At 69.6% G+C, this 18,066-nt stretch carries 6 protein-coding genes; all 6 read left to right on the top strand.

Features of this window, described 5'->3' with window-relative positions; genetic code table 11:
* The first annotated feature begins 352 nt into the window (after positions 1–352).
* The 6 genes from drmD (at position 353) to ACFMO7_RS15640 (ending at position 18,066) form a co-directional block, all read left to right on the top strand.
* The gene (gene drmD, locus ACFMO7_RS15615; protein WP_376796421.1) at positions 353–3,658 is read left to right on the top strand and encodes a DISARM system SNF2-like helicase DrmD; all 3,306 of its coding nucleotides are present in this window, start codon (positions 353–355) and stop codon (positions 3,656–3,658) included.
* A gap of 268 nt (positions 3,659–3,926) precedes the next feature.
* Positions 3,927–8,342: a type IIL restriction-modification enzyme MmeI gene (locus ACFMO7_RS15620; protein WP_376796422.1), complete on the top strand. Its 4,416-nt coding sequence runs from the start codon at positions 3,927–3,929 to the stop codon at positions 8,340–8,342.
* A gap of 350 nt (positions 8,343–8,692) precedes the next feature.
* Positions 8,693–12,394 (top strand): DISARM system helicase DrmA, encoded by a 3,702-nt coding sequence (gene drmA, locus ACFMO7_RS15625; RefSeq protein WP_376796423.1) that lies wholly within the window; start codon positions 8,693–8,695, stop codon positions 12,392–12,394.
* Positions 12,391–14,397: a DrmB family protein gene (gene drmB, locus ACFMO7_RS15630; RefSeq protein ID WP_376796424.1), complete on the top strand. Its 2,007-nt coding sequence runs from the start codon at positions 12,391–12,393 to the stop codon at positions 14,395–14,397. The genes drmA and drmB overlap by 4 nt, the downstream gene beginning before the upstream one ends.
* Positions 14,398–15,404: 1,007 nt before the next feature.
* Positions 15,405–15,611: a hypothetical protein gene (locus ACFMO7_RS15635; RefSeq protein ID WP_376796425.1), complete on the top strand. Its 207-nt coding sequence runs from the start codon at positions 15,405–15,407 to the stop codon at positions 15,609–15,611.
* Between the two features lie 262 nt (positions 15,612–15,873).
* On the top strand, positions 15,874–18,066 hold the full coding sequence (locus ACFMO7_RS15640) for a protein kinase (RefSeq protein ID WP_376796426.1): 2,193 nt from the start codon (positions 15,874–15,876) through the stop codon (positions 18,064–18,066).

The following is an 18,066-nucleotide window of genomic DNA, read 5'->3' on the forward strand; positions in this document are numbered from 1 at the left end:
GAACCGGCTGGGGTGATCAAAATCACCCATTGTAGACAAAGATGGAGCATGTTATACTGTGAAACTGCGTTCCTGGCTGCGTACCACGATGACCGAAGCGAAGAACAGTCCAGGGATCGGTGACCGGCAGCCAGCCAGCCAGCCAACCAGCCAACTAACCAACCAGACAGGCAGGCAGACAGGCAGTCAGGCAGTCGAACGGTCCAGCAGGTGAGGGAGCAGCCGGCCGGCCTGCGGCCAGAGAGGGCCAGCCAGGGTGTGGTGCGGGGGCTGGGGGCGCGCGGGTCGGGTCGGGTCGGTCGTGGGGCGAGCGCGGGTCGGTCGCGGTCCCGGTGAGGAGGAACTTTCTACCATGACGGCTCTTGCCCAGAAGCCACCCGCCCCTGGCCAGCTTGTCGAGGTGCGCCAGCGCCGCTACGCCGTGGCCAACGTGCGCCGTGGCCTGACGCGCCCGCTGATCATCTACCGGCAGGGTATCCTCTTTGTTCGTTCCGAGGTAGTCAATCCGTATCAGGACTATCACCTGGTCAGCCTGACGTCGATCGAGGACGATGCCCTTGGCGAGGAGCTAGAAGTCATTTGGGAGCTGGAGCCGGGGGCGCGCATCGTGGAGGAGCGGGCCTTGCCCGAGCCTGACGGCTTCGATGCGCCCGAGCGCCTCGATACCTTTCTCAATGCGGTGCGCTGGGGGGCGATCGCCAGCGTCGACACCCAGGCCCTGCAGGCTCCTTTCCGCAGCGGCATCGAGCTGGAGGAGTATCAGCTTGATCCGGTGGTGCGCGCCGTCGAGATGCCGCGCGTCAATCTCCTGATCGCCGACGATGTGGGCCTGGGAAAGACCATCGAGGCCGGCCTGGTGACCCTCGAGCTGCTCCTGCGCCACCGTGCCCGCCAGGTGCTGATCGTCTGCCCGGCCTCGCTGCAGATGCAGTGGCGCGACCAGATGCGCGATAAGTTCGGCCTGGAGTTCCGTATTCTCGATAGCGAGCGCCTGCGCCGCCTGCGTCGCGAGCGCGGCCTCTATGTCAACCCCTGGACCCATTACCCGCGCCTGATCACCTCGATCGATTTTTTGAAGCGCGAGCGCCTGCTTAATCTCTTCAGCGAGGCCGTGGAGGCCCAGAGGGGGGAGGGGGAGGCGACGGCGGACGGGGATGAGCGCAGGCGCCCCCGCAGGCCGCCCTCGCTGCGGCCCTTCGACCTGCTGATTGTCGATGAGGCCCACAACGTGGCGCCCGCCGGGCGCGGCCTCTACGCCACCGACTCGCAGCGCACGCGCGCCCTGCGCCGCATCGCTCCCTACTTCGAGCATAAGATTTTCATTTCGGCCACGCCCCACAATGGCTACCCGGAGAGCTTTACGGCCCTGCTGGAGCTGCTCGATCCCCAGCGCTTCGCGCGCGGGGTGCCGGTCAATCCGAAGCAGTTGCATCAGGTGATGGTCCGCCGCCTGAAGTCGGATCTGCTGGCCTGGGATGGGGCCCCCCGCTTCCCTCAGCGCCGGCTGGAGCCGCTGGTTGTCTCCTATAGCGAGGAGGAGCGCCACCTGCATCGCCTGCTGCAGGAGTATGGCCGCCTGCGCCTGGCCCGCGCGCAGGAGGGCGAGGAGCGCTTCGCGACCGAGTTCGTGCTGAAGCTGCTCAAGAAGCGCCTCTTTTCCTCCCCCGAGGCGTTTGCCCTGACGCTGCGCCAGCACCGGGAGACGCTGGAGAGCCGCTACGCCCTCAGCTCCCCCCACTCGCTCTCCTCGGGACCGGCGGTGCGCGGCCGCCAGAGGACGGGCGTTCTGCGCCGCCAGCTTGAGGAGCTGGACGAGGAGAGCGACGACGATACGGCTCTGGAGGAGGCCCAGCAGGCGGCGATGGAGGAGGCCAGCCGCCTGCTCTCGCTGCCTACGCCCGAGGAGTGGCGCCTGCTCGATGAGCTGGTGAGGCTGGCCGAGCAGGCCAGCGCCCGGGCCGATAGTAAGGCCCGCGTCTTGATCGGCTGGCTGCAGCAGACGCTCTGCCCCTCCGGCCCCGGCTCGGCCTGGCTGCCCGAGCGCGTCATTATCTTTACGGAGTATCGGGCCACGCAGAAGTGGCTCTACGACCTGTTGAGCCGCGTGGGGCTGGCCCAGGGCAGGCGCCTGCTGATGCTCTATGGCGGGATGCCCCTGGCCGAGCGTGAGCAGGTCAAGGCGGCCTTCCAGGCCGATCCTCAGCAGTCGCCCGTGCGCATTCTGCTGGCGACCGATGCGGCCTCCGAGGGCATCGATCTGCAGAATTATTGCCATCGCCTGCTGCACTACGAGATCCCCTGGAATCCGATGCGCCTGGAGCAGCGCAATGGCCGCGTCGATCGCCACGGCCAGCGCGCCCCCGAGGTCAATATCTACCATTTTGTCAGCAGTAAGTATCGCGATGTGCCTGCGGGCGGCCTGGAGAGCTTCGCGGTGGGCGAGCTGGAGGATGATCTGGAGTTTCTGGCCCATACGCTGCGCCGCGTGGAGGCTATCCGCACGGATCTGGGGAAGGTGGGGCCGGTGATCGCCGCGCAGGTGGAGGAGGCCATGCTGGGCCGCCGCCGCTCTCTGGATACGCGCCAGGCCGAGCAGGAGGCGGCCCCGCTGCGCTCGCTGCTGCGCCAGCAGGAGCGCCTGGAGGAGCGCATTCATCAGCTCCATGAGCGCTTGCTGCAGAGCGAGCGCGAGCTGAATATTACGCCGGAGCATGTGCGGGCGGCGGTGGAGGTGGCTCTGGAACTGGCCAAGCAGCCGCCGCTGCGGCCGGTGGAGGTGCGCGATCCCTCGGGCCAGCGCCCGCCGCTGCCGGCCTTCGCCCTGCCGGCCCTCTCGGGCAGTTGGGCCGCCTGTAAGGAGGGCCTGGCCCATCCGTTTTCGGGCCAGGAGCGCCCGGTGGTCTTCGATCATCTGCTGGCCCGCCAGCGCGATGATGTGGTGCTGGCCCATTTGAACCATCGCCTGGTGGCGATGGCTTTGCGCTTGCTGCGCGCCGAGATCTGGTCGTCCGGCGGGCAGCGCAAGCTTTTCCGCGTGACGGCCCGCCTGGTGCGCGCTCCCCTCTCGGCTCTGCCGGTGGTGGTGGCCCATGCCCGCCTGGTGGTGCTCGGCGGCGATAGCCAGCGCCTGCACGAGGAGCTGCTGCTGGCCGGCGGGGAGCTGCGCCAGGGCCGCTTTGTCCCGCTGCCGCCCGCCGAGCTGGAGCGCTGGCTGGCTCAGGCGACGACGACTCCCGCCCCCGAGGCCCTGCGCTCCCGCCTGCAGCGGCTCTGGCCGGCCTGCGCTGAGCCGCTGCGCCAGGCGCTGGAGGCCCGCATGCAGGAGCGCCTGGTCGAGCTGCGCCGCGTGCTCCGGGAGCGCGAGCAGAAGGAGATCCGCGATACGCGCGCCGTGCTCCGCGAGCTGCGCCGCTCGATCGAGCAGGAGCTGGCTCAGCCTTCGGTGAGGCAGATGGAGCTGTTTTCGAAAGTGGAGTACGAGGAGTACGAGCGCAATTGCGCCGCCCTGCGCCGCCGCTTGCAGCAGATCGATCTGGAGCTTGAGCAGGAGCCGGAGCTGATTCGCCGCCGCTTCGAGAATCCTCAGCCGCGCCTCTTCCCGGTGGCCCTCTCTTTCCTGGTCCCGGAGCATCTGGCTTCGTCGGCTGGGCTGGGCTGAGGTGGCCGCTCTGGTCCGCTCTGGGCCAGCCAGGCTCCGCCGGGAGGGCAAACGGCGTGTCGGCCGCTTGCCTGGCTCTGTTGTGTCTTCTGGCCAGGGCTCCCTGTGGCTCGCGGGGGGAGCCGCTTGTCTGGCTGCTTTTTGTCCGGCTGGCTGATGGGCTGGCGGGGCGGTCGGTGGCTGGCTGGCTGCCTGGCTGCCAGGCGGCCCGCGGCGCGCCCGCCTGGGCCTGCTATCCGCCGGCATGTTCAGGAAAGGTGGCTGTTGTATGTCGGTTGCTCGTCAGCATGCTGAGTGGCTGTCGTTGTTGGAGGTTTCCGGCCCCTTTTTGAGTCTGGAGGTGGTGCAGCGCGTCTTTCCGCAGGGTCTGGATAGTCCTCCCGCTGAGGGGGAGCTGCGCCGCGCTCTGCGGGCGGCTTATGAGGAGTGGGCGGCTCCCGAGTCGGGCTGGCGCGTGGAGCCGCGTTTGCATGAGTTGTGGCTGCGCTTTGTCTTGAGGGAGGTCCTGGGCTGGCCGCAGGAGTGGCTGGCCGAGGGGGAGGGGCTGCCCGCCGGGCTGGAGGCCCCGGCCCCCGATCCGACCTGTACGGAGGTCCTGCGCCCCGATCTGGCCCTGCTGGAGCCGGAGGGGGGCCGCCCGCGCCTGTTGGTGCAGTTCTGGCCGCCGACGCAGTCTCTGGAGAAGGCTCCTCCCCGCGCGCAGTGGCTGGCTTCGCCGGCGACGCGCATGATGGAGCTGCTGCATGCCTGCGGGGTGCGCCTGGGCCTGGTGACCAATGGGGAGCGCTGGATGCTGGTCCATGCGCCGCGCGGGGAGACGACCTGCTATGTGACCTGGTCGGCCCCGCTCTGGTTGGAGGAGCCGCTGACTCTGCGCTCCTTCTGGGCCTTGCTCTCTCCGGCCCGCCTCTTCGGGGTGCCTCCGGAGGAGACCCTGGAGGGCTTGCTCGATCAGAGCGCCGCCTATCAGCAGGAGGTGACGACTCAGCTCGGCTACCAGGTGCGCCGCGCTCTGGAGGTGCTGGTGCAGTCGCTCGATGAGGTGGACCGCGATATGGAGCGCTCGCTGCTGCGCTCGGTCTCGGAGGAGGGCTTGTTCGAGGCGGCTCTGACGGTCATGATGCGCCTGGTGGTGCTGCTGTCGGCCGAGGAGCGCGGGCTGTTGTTGTTGGGTCATCCGATCTATGATCAGCATTATGCGGTCTCGACGTTGCAGGCTCAGTTGCGCGAGCTGGCCGATCAGGTGAGCGAGGAGGTGCTCGAGCGCCGCTTCGATGCCTGGAGCCGCTTGCTGGCGACTTTCCGCCTGGTCTTCGCCGGTTCGCCTCACCCGGAGCTGGAGCTGCCGGCCTACGGCGGCTCGCTCTTCGATCCGGATCGCTTCCCGTTCCTGGAGGGCCGCCCGCAGGGGTCGCTCTGGTATCAGACGCCGGCCCGGCCGCCGCGGGTCCATAATCGGACGGTGCTGCATTTGCTGGAGGCTCTGCAGTTTCTGGAGGCCCGCGGGCTGGATGGCTCGCTGGAGCGCCGCCGGGTCTCGTTCCGCGCTCTGGATGTGGAGCAGATCGGCCATGTCTATGAGGGCTTGCTGGATCATGGGGTGCGCCGGGCCTCGGAGCCGATCCTCGGTCTGGCCTGGCCGCGCCGCCGCGAGTGCGAGCTGCCGCTGAGCTGGCTGGAGGAGCGGGCCGCGGCGGGCCGCGAGGCGCTGCTGGCCTCTCTGGCGGAGCGGACGGGGACCGAGGCGGCCGTCCTGGCCCGCGCGCTGGATCGCCCGCCGGAGCAGTGGCCTTTCCGCCTGGATCAGTTGCGTACGGCCTGCAATAACGATGAGGCGCTTTTTGGCCGCGTCTGCCGCTTCGCCGGGCTGCTGCGGACGGATACCTTCGGGCGGCCGCTGGTGATTCTGCCTGGCTCGTTCTATGTGACGGAGGGGCCGGAGCGCCGCCTGACGGGGACGCATTATACGCCGCGCTGGCTGACGGAGGAGCTGGTGCGCTCGGCTCTGGAGCCGCTGGTCTATGAGGGGCTGGCCGAGGGGCGCCCGCGCGAGGAGTGGCGCCTGCGCTCGCCGCGCGCTATTCTGGGGCTGCGGGTCTGCGATTTTGCTATGGGGTCGGGGGCGATTCTGGTCCAGGTCGGCCGCTTTCTGGCGGAGAAGCTGCAGGAGGCCTGGCGGGCGGCGGAGGAGGCGGAGGCCCTCCAGGCCCGGGTGGAGGCCCGGCCCGCCCGCCGCCTGTCGCTGGCCGGGGAGCCGCTGCCGGCGGGGGATGAGGCGCCGCCGGCGCCCGCCGCCCTGCCCCCGGAGGCGGCGGCCCTGCCCTCGCTGGCGGCCCTGACGCCCGAGGGGCTGCCGCGCTCCCAGGAGCTGGATGAGCCGCTGCCGGCGGAGGCGGAGGAGCGGGAGGCGCTGGCGCTGCGCCTGGTGGCGGAGCATTGTCTCTATGGGGTGGATCGCAATCCTTTGGCGGTGCAGATGGCGCAGGTCTCGCTCTGGCTGGTGACGATGCGCCGCGGGCGCCCGCTGCCTTTCCTGGGCCATGCTCTGCGCTGCGGCGATGCCCTGCTGGGCCTCCATCTGCGGCAGGTGCTGCGCTTTTCGCTGGCTGCCGATTCGCCCGAGCAGCCCTGGCTGGGGGAGTTGCTGCGCCAGGCTCTGGCCCTGGCCCTCGAGCGGCGCCGCCGCATCCACGCTCTGGCGGAGACGGATCTCTACGCCGTGGCCCTCAAGCAGCAGTGGCAGGAGGAGGCGGAGGCGGCCCTGGCTCTGCTGCGCCTGGGGGCCGATCTGCTGGTGGCGCTGGAGCTGCTGCCGGAGGAGGAGCGCCGGCGCCAGGCCGGCCGTCTGCTGGATGAGTATCATGTGCTGGTGACGGGCCTGCAGGAGGTCTGGCACCAGCCGCTGACGGCCCTGACGCGGGCTGCGCAGGAGGGGGCCTACGAGCGGCTGCGCGCGCTGGTCGATGCCCTGCTCGGGGGCCGCCGCCCCTTCCACTGGTGCCTGGAGTTTCCCGAGGTCTTTGTGGAGGATCTGGAGGGGAGCCTGGATGAGCCGCGGACGGGCTTTATGGCCCTGGTCAGCAATCCGCCGTTTATGGGGGGCCAGCGCATTACGGGGGCCTTGGGGAGGCCCTACCGCGAGTATCTGGTGCGCTGGCTGGCCGGGGGCCGGCGCGGCAGCGCCGATCTGTGCGCCTACTTCTATCTGCGGGCGACGGAGCTGGTGCGCCCGGGCGGGCTGTGCGGGCTGCTGGCGACGAATACGATCGCTCAGGGGGATACGCGCGAGGTGGGCCTGGAGCAGATCGTGGCCCGCGGCTGGTCGATCGTGCAGGCGGTGCGCAGCCGGCGCTGGCCGGGCGAGGCCAGCCTGGAGGTGGCCCAGGTCTGGCTCTACCGCGGCTCCTGGGGCGGCCCCTGCCGGCTGGATGAGCGCCCGGTCGCGGCCATCTCGCCGTTTCTGACGGCGGGCGAGGAGGGCCAGGGCCGACCCTACCGCCTGGCCGCCAACGCCGGCAAGTCCTTTATCGGCTCGTACGTGCTGGGGATGGGCTTCGTGCTCTCGCCGGAGGAGGCCGCCGCCCTGCTGGCCAGGGACCCGCGCAACCGCGAGGTGCTCTTTCCGTACCTGAACGGCGAGGACCTCAATTCGCGCCCCGACCAGTCGCCCAGCCGCTGGGTGATCAATTTCCACGATTGGCCCCTGGAGCGCGCCGAGCAGTACCCCGCCTGCCTGCAGATCGTGCGCCAGAAGGTCAAACCGCAGCGCGAGCGCCAGAATGACAGGCAAGGCAAGGAAAAATGGTGGCGTTTTTTGCGCACTCGGCCCGAGCTGCACGCCGCCATCGAGGGTAAGGAGCGGGTGCTGGTCATTGCTTTAGTTACAACGCATCTTGCTGCTGCTTTTTGTCCTACCGGATGGGTCTATGCTCATAAATGCTGCGTTTTCGTATTAGATAAATGGCAGCATTTTGCGCTCATCCAGTCCAGCATTCATGAGATCTGGGCCCGCTCATACTCTTCTACTCTCGCCCGCGCGCTCAATTACTCGCCCTCCGACTGTTTCGAGACCTTTCCCTTTCCGGAGGAGGAGGGCCTGCGCGGCCTGGAAGAGATCGGCCAGCGCTACTACGAGCGGCGGCAGGCCATCATGCGCGCCTGGCAGGTGGGCCTGACCCAGCTCTACAACAGCTTCCACGACCCCCGAGACGAGCGGCCCGAGATCCTCGAGCTGCGCGCCCTGCACCGCCAGATGGACCAGGCCGTTGCCGGCGCCTACGGCTGGTCTGACCTTGACCTGGGCCACGGCTTCCACCAGACCCCCCAGGGCCTGCGCTACACCCTCAGCCCCGAGGCGCGGCGGGCGGTCCTGCAGCGCCTGCTGGCCCTCAACCACCGGCGCTACGCCCACGAGGTTGCCCTCGGCCTGCACAGCGGCGGCCCGGCCAGGGGCAAGAGCGCCGCCCGCCCCGGCGCCCCCAAAGGCGAGCGGCCCCGGCCCGGGTCGGGGCCGGAGCCGGGACCGGAGCCGGGGCCACCCGCGCGGCGCCTGCGCGAGTCCGCCGCCGCCTACCAGGTCGGGCCGCTCATCCCCATCGGCGAAGCCGACGGTCCCGCCGGCCCCGCCGGCCGGCCGGGCGACGACGACCAGGGTGAGGCCGCCCCCAAAGCCGCCCGCGGCTAAGCCCGGCCTGGCCCAGCCCAGCCGGGCGGCCCGGGCCGGGCCAGGCAGGTCCGGGCCGCCCGCCGCCCGGCGCATCTACATGAAAAACTCTTCATGTTACTCGATATATTTCCTTTCGTTAATGGGAATAGAAGGGAGGAGCCGGGGTTCGGTCTCACAACCGACGCCCTCTTTCAAAAGCGCTGGCCGGTCTATGGCCCAGGCCTGAGCGAGCCAGTGACATCGTTCACCACTGCTGCGTCCGCCCCGGCGCTCCCTTTCTACTCCAGTTCACCGTCGTTCTGCGCGGCGCCGGCCCCTCGGGCGGCCAGAGGCAGGCGGGCTGAGCGGGCCGGAGAGGAAGGCACAGCATGACCACACCCGACAACCACAAGGAAAAGGAAGAAGAAGCAGCGGCGGCAGCCGGAGAAGAGCGGGGGCGGCGGGAGCAGCCTGCCGCCGGGGCCGGTTCCGACGGAGGGCCGGTCGCGGCCGGGGCGGCGCCCCCGCCCAGTCCCGAGCAACTGCGCCAGCAACTGCAGCAGCTCATCATCAACGACCTGCTCGGGCCGGCCGGCGGGCCGGAAGAAGAAGTCGAAGACGACCGTGTCAGCGAGCGCTACCTGTTGGGCGTTTTGGCCCCGCGCGGGGCCCGCACCCAGCCCGAGCAGCTTGACGACCGCTCCCCGCTCGAAGAGAGCGGAGAAGAGGCCAGCGGCCAGGAGAGCACCCTCTACAGTCCCAGCCTCTGTCCCTCCTCCATCGGCCTCAGCTTCACCGTCGACGGCGGAGCCGAGGCCCTGCGAGTGGAGGCCGCCTGGGGGCACTACCAGCGGACCGAGAGCCAGCACCTGCCCGAGGGAGCCAGGCGCTCGCGCCAGGTCTGGAAGCGCCAGCCGCGGCGCGGCAGCACCCTGCTCCCCCTGCGCATCGGCGAACTTGGCCCCTGGGCCCCCTGCGACGAGCAGCCCGACGTCCTCGTACGCGGCCTGGCGCGGCGCATCGGCCAGCGCTGGCTGGTCTCCCTCTTCCTCGTCAACCAGCAACAGGAGCCGAAGCGTCTCAGAGACAGCGCCTGGCTCTTCCAGCCCGAACTGAGCGTCAGCGCCCCCGACGGCAGCCCCATCTTTCGCCAGAGCCTCTTCGAGAGCCAGCAGCCGGCGGCGGGCAACCGCAGCGACCCCGAAGAGCAACAGATGGCCATGCTCTACCGGCAGCACCTCACCTTTGCCATCGGCCACAACATCAGCGTCCATGCCGACATCCTGCCCGGCGATCCCACGCGCGCCACGCGCCTGAGCACCAGCGTCATCCCCGTCTACGAGGTCCCGCCGGTTGAAGCCCCCAGCCCCGAGGACCTCCCCGAGCTGGGGTCCCTGCTCCTCGACATGAAAGCCCTGGCCGAGCTGCCCCCGGCCGACTATCGCGCGCGCCTGCTGCCGCTCGTCGAAGCCTACAACGCCTGGATCGAGCGCCAGCAAGCCAGCCTGGACGAACCCGCCAGCCTGCTCGGGCCGCACCGGCCAGCCGCCGAGCGTGCCCTGGCCGAATGCCGGCGGGCCAGCGAGCGCATCCGAGCCGGCATCGAGCTGCTGGCCAGGGACCAGCACGTCCAGCAAGCCTTTGCCTTCATGAACGAAGCCATGTGGCAGCAGCGCCTGCACAGCCAGTGGGCCGAAGCGCGGCGCCAGGGCCGCAACGACCCGCTAGAAGCCTACGACCGGCCCGAGGGGCGCAGTTGGCGTCCCTTCCAGCTCGCCTTCATCCTTCTCAACCTGCCGGCCCTCAGCGACCTGCGCCATCCCGAGCGCAGCGCCGACCCCCAGCAAGCCATCGCCGACCTCCTCTGGTTTCCCACCGGAGGCGGCAAGACCGAAGCCTACCTGGGCCTGAGCGCCTACACCTTTGCCATTCGCCGTCTGCAAGGAGCGGTTGGCGGCCGCGACGGAGAGCACGGAGTCGCCGTCCTCATGCGCTACACCCTGCGCCTGCTCACCCTGCAACAATTCCAGCGCGCCGCCGCCCTCGTCTGCGCCTGCGAACTCATTCGCCGGCGGGAGCCGGAGCGCTGGGGGCAGGTGCCCTTTCGTCTGGGCCTCTGGGTAGGCCAGCGCACCACCCCCAACACCACCGAGCAGAGCCAGCAGGCCATCGAGCACGCCCACCGGCGCTCCTCCCTGGGGAGCCTGGGCGGCATCGGCAGCCCGCACCAGCTCCTGGCCTGTCCCTGGTGTGGCTGCCCCATCGAGCCTGGCAGAGACATCCGCACCGAAGCGGTCGGCAGCGGGCGCGGGCGCACCTTCATCTACTGCGGCGACGTAGCGGGCCGCTGCCCCTTCTGCCGGCGCCACAGTCCCGAGGGCCTGCCCATCCTGGTCGTCGACGAAGAGATCTATCGCCAGCCGCCGACCCTCCTCATCGCCACCGTCGACAAATTCGCCCAGCTTCCCTGGCGCGGCGCCACCCAGATCCTCTTTGGGCAAGTCAGGAGGCGCTGCGAGCGGCATGGCTTCTGGGGACCGGACCTGCCGGACCACGACAGCCATCACGCCATCCACAAAGGCCCCTACGCCCCCCTGCCGGCGGCGCGCACCCTCAGCCACCCGCCGCTGCGCCCGCCCGACCTCATCATTCAGGACGAGCTGCACCTCATCTCGGGGCCGCTCGGCTCCCTGGTCGCCCTCTACGAGAGCCTCATCGACCGGCTCTGCACCTGGGAGATTGACGGCCGGAGCGTGCGGCCCAAAGTCATAGCCGCCACCGCCACCGTGCGCCGCGCCAGCGAGCAGATCCATGCCCTCTTCCTGAGGCGGGCCGCCCTCTTCCCGCCCGCCGGCCTCAACGTCGCCGACAACTTCTTCGCCCGCCAGCGTCCCGAGAAGCCCGGGCGGCGCTACCTGGGCATCTGCGCCAGCGGGCGCCGACTCAAAGCCGTGCTCATCCGCGTCTATGTCGCCTGTCTGGCGGCCGCCCAATACCTCTACGAGCGCCACGGAGCCAGCGTCGACCCCTGGATGACCCTCGTCGGCTACTTCAACTCCATGAACGAACTGGGAGGCATGCGGCGCCTCGTCGAAGACGACGTGCGCTCGCGCCTCGAGCGCATGGACAGGCGGGGCCTCGCCCGGCGCCGCCCGCTCATACTCGAAGAACTGACCTCGCGCAAAAGCTCGGTCGACATCCCCAACGTCCTCGACCGACTCGAGCGGCCCTTTCTGCCCGGCCCCGGCCAGGCCAGCCCCGAGCGGCGGCCCATCGACGTCCTCCTGGCCACCAACATGCTCTCTGTCGGCGTCGACATCAAGCGCCTGGGCCTGATGGTAGTCAGCGGGCAGCCCAAGACCACCGCCGAATACATCCAGGCCACCAGCCGTGTCGGGCGGGCCGCCCCCGGGCTGGTCTGCGTCGTCTTCAACTGGGCGCGCCCGCGCGACCTCTCGCACTACGAAGCCTTCGAGCACTACCACGCCACCTTTTACCGGCAAGTCGAAGCCATTTCCGTCACCCCCTTTGCCGCGCGGGCCCTTGACCGCGGCCTCACGGCCCTCCTGGTCGGCTACCTGCGCCTGCTCGGCGAAGAATTCAACGCCAACGAGGGGGCCCAGCGCGTCGGCCTGCCGGACTACCGTCTGGCCTTTCAGCGCTACAAGCGGGCCGCCCTCAGCGACCTGCCGGCACGGGCGCGGGCCGTCACCGGCGACCCCCGCTGTGGCGAGCTGGTCGAACAGATGCTGCGCCAGCGCCTCGAAGCCTGGACGGCGCGCGCGCGCGAGCAAGAAGGCTCCGGCTCCCTGCTGGGCTACATCGACCAGGCCAGCGAGCAGCGGGTTGGCCTGCTCAAGCACGCCGGGCAGGGGTCCTGGAACCTCTTCAGTTGCCTGGACTCGCTGCGCGACGTCGAACCGACCGTCAAGCTCATTCTCGACACCAACGAAGACCAGCCGGCCGACGAGGACCTGCCCGAAGCCGGAGCGGAGAGCCTGGCCGAGGGCGAGCCACCCGGCGGAGGCCGGACCGACCTCACCAACGGCGTCAGTCCATCCCTGCCAGTAGAAGGAGCACCTGAGGAATGAGTGGAAATGGAGCGAGCCAAAGCAACCCCCAGCCGCCGGCGGCCCACCTGCAGCCGAAAGGCCGCCGCTGGCAGCGCGTCGGCGAACTGCGCCCCAGCCAGTTTCTCTTCTCCTACGGCATCGGGGCCATCGTCGACCTGCCCTATCTCTCCGTCCTTGTCCTGGGGCTAGAAGAGTGGGAGAGCACCCTGCCCTACGGCCGGCCAGGCGGCGTCGAAGTCATCCACGAGGAGCGCCTCCTCCAATCGGTGCGGGCCGTGCTGGGGCCGCAGGTAGAGCGCCTGCAGGCCCTGCCGCGCGCCCCCGAAGACGAAGGCCCCCCCAACCCCTTCGACACCAGCGCCCTGGTCGGCATCCCCGTCACCTCCTTTCCGCGCTGGCTGCTCTGCCCGGCCTGTCGCACCCTGGCCTCCCTCAGCTCGAACCTCTTCGCCCTGCGGACCGACCCCTTCCATCCCGACCGCGCGCGCTACGTCCACTCCCACTGTCCCCGGCGCCCCAAGCCGCCGACCGTTCTGCCGGCCCGCTTCCTGCTGGCCTGTCGCAACGGCCACCTCGACGACTTCCCCTGGCACTACTACCTGCACCAGGGCAAATCCTGTCCCTACCCGCGTTTCAAGCTCATCGAGATCGGCGTCAGCGGAGAAGTCACCGATATCCAGGTACGCTGCGAAAGCTGCGGCGCCCAGAAGCCCATGTCCGACGCCTTTGGCCAGGAGGCCGCCAGATACCTGCCGCCCTGTCCCGGGCGCCATCCCCACCTGCGCCAGCGAGAAGACTGCAGCGAGCAACCGCGGGCCATCCTGCTGGGGGCCTCCAATAGCTGGTTCTCCCTGCGCCTCTCGACCCTGGCCGTGCCGGAAGCCCAGGACCCGCTAGAGCAGCTCGTCATCCAGCACTGGGCCTTGCTCTCCAAGGCCACCAGCGAGCAAGAAGTGGCCCTGCTGCGGCGCATCGGCCAGCTCGCCGGCCCCTTCGAACCCTATAGCGATGGCCAGATCTGGGCCGTGGTCGCCCAGCGCCTGCGCGCCCAGGAGGCCGAAGAAGCAGGCCAGGAAGCGAGCGGCCGCCACAGCCGGCCCTTCCTGCTCAAAGTGCCGGAGTGGCGGATCCTCAGCCAGCCGCAGAGCGCCCCCGACACCGACGACTTCCGCCTCAAGCCCGTGGCCGTCCCGGAGGGCTACGCCGGCATCCTGGAGCGCGTAGTACTGGTCGAACGCCTGCGCGAGGTCCAGGCCATGATCGGCTTCACGCGCATCGAGGCCCCCGATGAACTGCTCGACCTGGGGGCTGCCGGTCCCCAGAGCAAGCCGCAGCGCGTCAGCCTGAGCCGGCGGCGGCCGCGCTGGGTGCCGGCCATCGAAGTGCGAGGCGAAGGCATCTTTCTGCAGCTCTGCGAAGAGCCGCTCAGAGCCTGGGAAGAGCGCCTGGCGCCCACCCTCTACAGCGCCGACTTCCTCAAGGCGCACAGCGACTGGCGGCGGCGACACGGCCTGGCCGCCGAGCCACTGACCTTCCCGGGCCTGCGCTACGTGCTCCTGCACTCCCTGGCCCATGCCCTCATCCGTCAACTGACCCTGGAATGCGGCTATGGGGCGGCCAGCATCCGCGAGCGAGTCTACGCCCTGGGGCCGGAAGAAGAAAACGGGCCGATGGCGGGCATCCTGCTCTACACCGCCGCCCCTGACAGCGAAGGCACCCTGGGCGGCCTGGTCAGCCTGGGGGAGCCGCAGCAGCTTGGGCGCCACCTGCGCGCCGCCCTCGAGCAGATGCAGGTCTGCACCTCCGACCCGCTCTGTGCCGAGCACACGGCCCTTGGCGATGGCTCCCTGCATCAGGCCGCCTGCCACGCCTGCCTCTTCCTGCCCGAAACCTCCTGCGAGCGGGGCAACAAATATCTCGACCGCAGCCTGCTCGTGCCGACCATCGTCCCCGAGCGGGCCCAACTGGCCTTCTTCGGCGACCTGCTCCAGCAGCGGCTGCCGGAGCAGGGCCAGCCCTAGAGCCGCTCCTCGGCCAGCCAGCCAGCCAGCCAACCGGCCTGGCGGGTGGGCGGGTGCCGCTCTGGCGGCGCGCCCACCGCCCGCCCACCCGCGGGAGGCCGCGGCTCTGCTCGCCGCGCCGTCTGCGCCAGCGCCTCTGGCCGGCGAGCAGCCGTCCAAAGAATCGTCGCAGCCTGCCCGGTCCGGCTCGCATCCCAGACCAGGACCGGGGCGAGAGCGGCCCGCGAGCCGCCCGCCACGGCGCCGGAGCCGTCCCGGCCAGGCAGAAGAGTCGCATTCCGGCCGGCGGGTCCGCGCCGCCGGCCTCGGACCCTCGCTGCTGCCTGGACCACCAGGTTCCTGCCGGCCGCGCGCCGACTCCCCCCTCGACGATCCGAAGCTGGCCCGTGCCGCCTCCCAGAGGCAGCGGCAAGCGACTGTCGATAGGCACCGGCCCCGGCCCAGAGCGAGGCGAATGAGAAGCACACCTTGCCCGCCTGTCAAGCGGCATGCCGGGCTGCTATCCTCCAGATAGGGAAAAAGCGGCGTCAGACCCCTTGCTTTAAGCAAGAGGAGTGGCGGGCCTGAGACTCCCATCGACCAGCGGCCTGACAGAGCGGCCACTCCTGACCAGCCCATCAGCCCAAGAGAGGAGCAGCAACATGGAGCAGCAAGAGCTTGCCGATCGGGAGCCAGTCCCGGGCAGGTCGCCGGGCTGGCGAGCCTCAAACAGCAGGACGATCTTCGCACGGAAGCGGTGAGCGGCCTCCTCCCCGAAGGGCAGATCCTCGATCTGGCCCGAGGTCCCGGCGCAACGGCTGAGCCATGCAGGTCCCCTTTGACCGTCCGGCCCTTGAAGCCATCGACGTCGACCTCAGTCCCGGCCTCATCGACTTCCCCGCGCCCCGGGCCGCAGCCGTGGCCTGTGACCAACCTGGCCTTTGCCGTTGGAGAGATCAGACAGCCGCTGACCTTTACCGACGCCTGCCTCCTTTGACCTCATCAACGGGCGCTCCCTCTTCAGCGTCATGACATCGACGGCCCGGGCCTCCCGCCTGAGCGAGCGCCGACGCCTCCACAAGCCTGGCGGCATTATCTGCCTCACCGAGACCGAAGAAGGGCCGCTGAAGACCAGCCAGCCGGCCAGCCAGCCAACCAGCGCCTCTTCGCCCTCGGCCAGGCCGCCCCAGGCGGGCCGGCGTCGGCGAGCGCCCGATTGGAACGCCGCTGCCTGACGCGTTCTTCTCTATCAGCAGATCATCGCCGAGATGCAGGCCAGGCAGGCCGACGACTTCTCTACCCTCTGGAGCTGGCTCGCCGTCTGGGGCGTCAGCCGGCCTGACCAGCCGGCCGGACCAACCAGAACCAGCCAGAGTCGGGGGAGAAGTCAGAGAGGGAGCCGGACCAACCACTCTGGAGAGGCAAGATGCTCGCCGGGCGGCCCGCCGGACCGACCGCCGCGGCCGCCGCCCATTATGCCATCCTGGAGAGAAGCCTATGAGCCAGACCTTTTCGCAAGAATCCTTCTGCGATCACTGCGGGGCAGCCAACCCGGCGGGTGCCACCCACTGCTGGCACTGTCAGGAGCCGCTGGCCACCTCCCAGGCGGCGCCGGGTGCCCTACTCGTCGGACGCTATCGCCTGCTGCACGAATTGGGCCGGGGCGGCATGGGCACCGTCTTTCTGGCCGAAGACCAGCGCCTGGGGGCGCGCCAGGTCGCGCTCAAGCGCCTCTACAAGCGTCGTCTCAGCCCCGAAGAGTGCCAGGAGGCCGAACAGGCCTTTCAGCAGGAGGCCGGGCTCCTGGCCAGGCTGCGCCATCCCAGCCTGCCGGCCATCCACGACTACTGGAGCGAGCCGGATGCCAGCTATCTGGTCATGGACTACATCGAGGGCGAGACCCTGGAGGCCATCCAGCAGCACGCGGGCCAGCGGCCCCTGCCTCTGGGGCAAGTCCTCGACTGGGCCCGTCAGCTCTGTCAGGTACTGATCTACCTTCACGAGCAGCAGCCCCCGATCATCTTCCGCGACCTCAAGCCAGCCAACATCATGCGCCGTCGCAGCGACGGTCGCCTGCTGCTGATCGACTTCGGCATCGCGCGCCACTTCAAGCCGGGCAAGGCTCATGACACTATCGCCCTTGGCTCCCCGGGCTTTGCCGCCCCGGAGCAGTATGGGCGAGAGCAGACCACCCCGCGCAGCGACCTCTACGCGCTCGGAGCCGTGCTCCACTGCCTGCTCAGCGGGCATGATCCCAGCGAGCAACCCTTTCGCTTCGCGCCCCTGGAGCAGCTCAATCCCGAGGTCCCCGAGGAGCTGGCCCACCTGATCGCCCAGTTGCTCGCGATGGACCCGGAGCAGCGCCCACCCTCGGCGCGCGCCGTCCTTGACCGGCTTGAGCCACTGGCCCGGCGACACAAAGGCAAACACCAGAAAGGCAAGGTCACTAAAGCTCCAGGGCGCCGTCGCCAGCCCAAGCCCTCCACTCCCTCTGGGTCGGCCGGCGCCCCCTTGCCTGGCGCCGTCTCCTCCCCCCAGCCCGCCGCAGGAGGAGCCGGCCAGGCTCAAAAACAAAGAAGAGCTAAGGCTCTCACGCCCTGGCAGCGTTATCGCCTACGCCAACAGAGAGCGCAGGCCGCTGCTCGCGCCAGAATGGCTGCTTCTGGCATCTGGTCGCGGCGCCTCCTGCTGGGGCTGGGCCTCGGTCTAGGTGGCTTCCTGCTCTGGCGTCTGTCCGCCAAAACCCTGGGTTCGCTCCTGGCCTCGCGGGAGGAGCCGGATGCCTCGGAGGGCGCCAGCCCGAACCTGCTCCTGCCGACCCTGACCTTCCAGGGTCATAGCGACTGGGTGACGGCTATTGCCTGGTCGCCCGATGGCACCCTGCTGGCCTCCGCCTCCAGCGATCATAGCGTCCATCTCTGGGACTCCGGGAGCGGGCGGCCCGTGGGCCTCTATCGTGGTCATCAAAGCGATGTCCTGGCCCTCTCCTGGTCGCCGGACGGCGTCTACATCGCCTCAGCAGCTTCCGACGGCGTCATTCACATCTGGGAAGCCAGAAGCGGTCAACGCCGGCTGAGCTACCGTGCCCATCGGGGTCCAGTGACTGCTCTTGCCTGGTTTGGGCAACCTGCCAGCCCGATCCTGGCCTCAGCAGGAGACGATGGCCTCGTGCGCATCTGGAACGGTCAGCGTGGCCAGCTCCTGATGACCTATCGTGGCCATAGTGGCAGCGTCCACGCCCTCGCCTGGAAGCCATCCAGCGACCTGCTCGCCTCGGCAGGAGACGATGGCACCGTCCAGATCTGGGAAGCCGTCTCAGGCGGTCGCAAGCTGCTCTACCAGGGCCATAGCCGCTCGGTCACCAGCCTGGCCTGGTCGCCCGACAGTCGCCTCCTCGCCTCCGGCTCGGCGGATACGACCGTCCAGGTCTGGGAGGCCACCAGCGGTCAGCGGCTGCAGACCTATCAGGGGCACTACGACACAGTCACCGGCCTGAGCTGGTCGCCCCAGAGCGACGTGGTCGCCTCCTGCTCCTACGATGGCACTCTCCAGCTCTGGGAGAGTACCAGCGGGCGACCTCTCAGTCACGCTAGGGGGGCCGCTTTCCTGGCCCTGGCCTGGTCGCCCGCCTCCTCCCTGCTTGCCACCGGTGATGAAAGCGCGCAGGTACAGATCTGGCAGGCCCCTTGA

The organism is Thermogemmatispora sp., assembly GCF_042408735.1.
Lineage (GTDB): Bacteria > Chloroflexota > Ktedonobacteria > Ktedonobacterales > Ktedonobacteraceae > Thermogemmatispora.

Bases quoted from the DNA above. Each gene is read 5' to 3' on its own strand.
- ACFMO7_RS15635 (WP_376796425.1), top strand. From the start codon at position 15,405: ATGACATCGACGGCCCGGGCCTCCCGCCTGAGCGAGCGCCGACGCCTC.
- drmB (WP_376796424.1), top strand. From the start codon at position 12,391: ATGAGTGGAAATGGAGCGAGCCAAAGCAACCCCCAGCCGCCGGCGGCC.
- ACFMO7_RS15640 (WP_376796426.1), top strand. From the start codon at position 15,874: ATGAGCCAGACCTTTTCGCAAGAATCCTTCTGCGATCACTGCGGGGCA.
- drmA (WP_376796423.1), top strand. From the start codon at position 8,693: ATGACCACACCCGACAACCACAAGGAAAAGGAAGAAGAAGCAGCGGCG.
- drmD (WP_376796421.1), top strand. From the start codon at position 353: ATGACGGCTCTTGCCCAGAAGCCACCCGCCCCTGGCCAGCTTGTCGAG.
- ACFMO7_RS15620 (WP_376796422.1), top strand. From the start codon at position 3,927: ATGTCGGTTGCTCGTCAGCATGCTGAGTGGCTGTCGTTGTTGGAGGTT.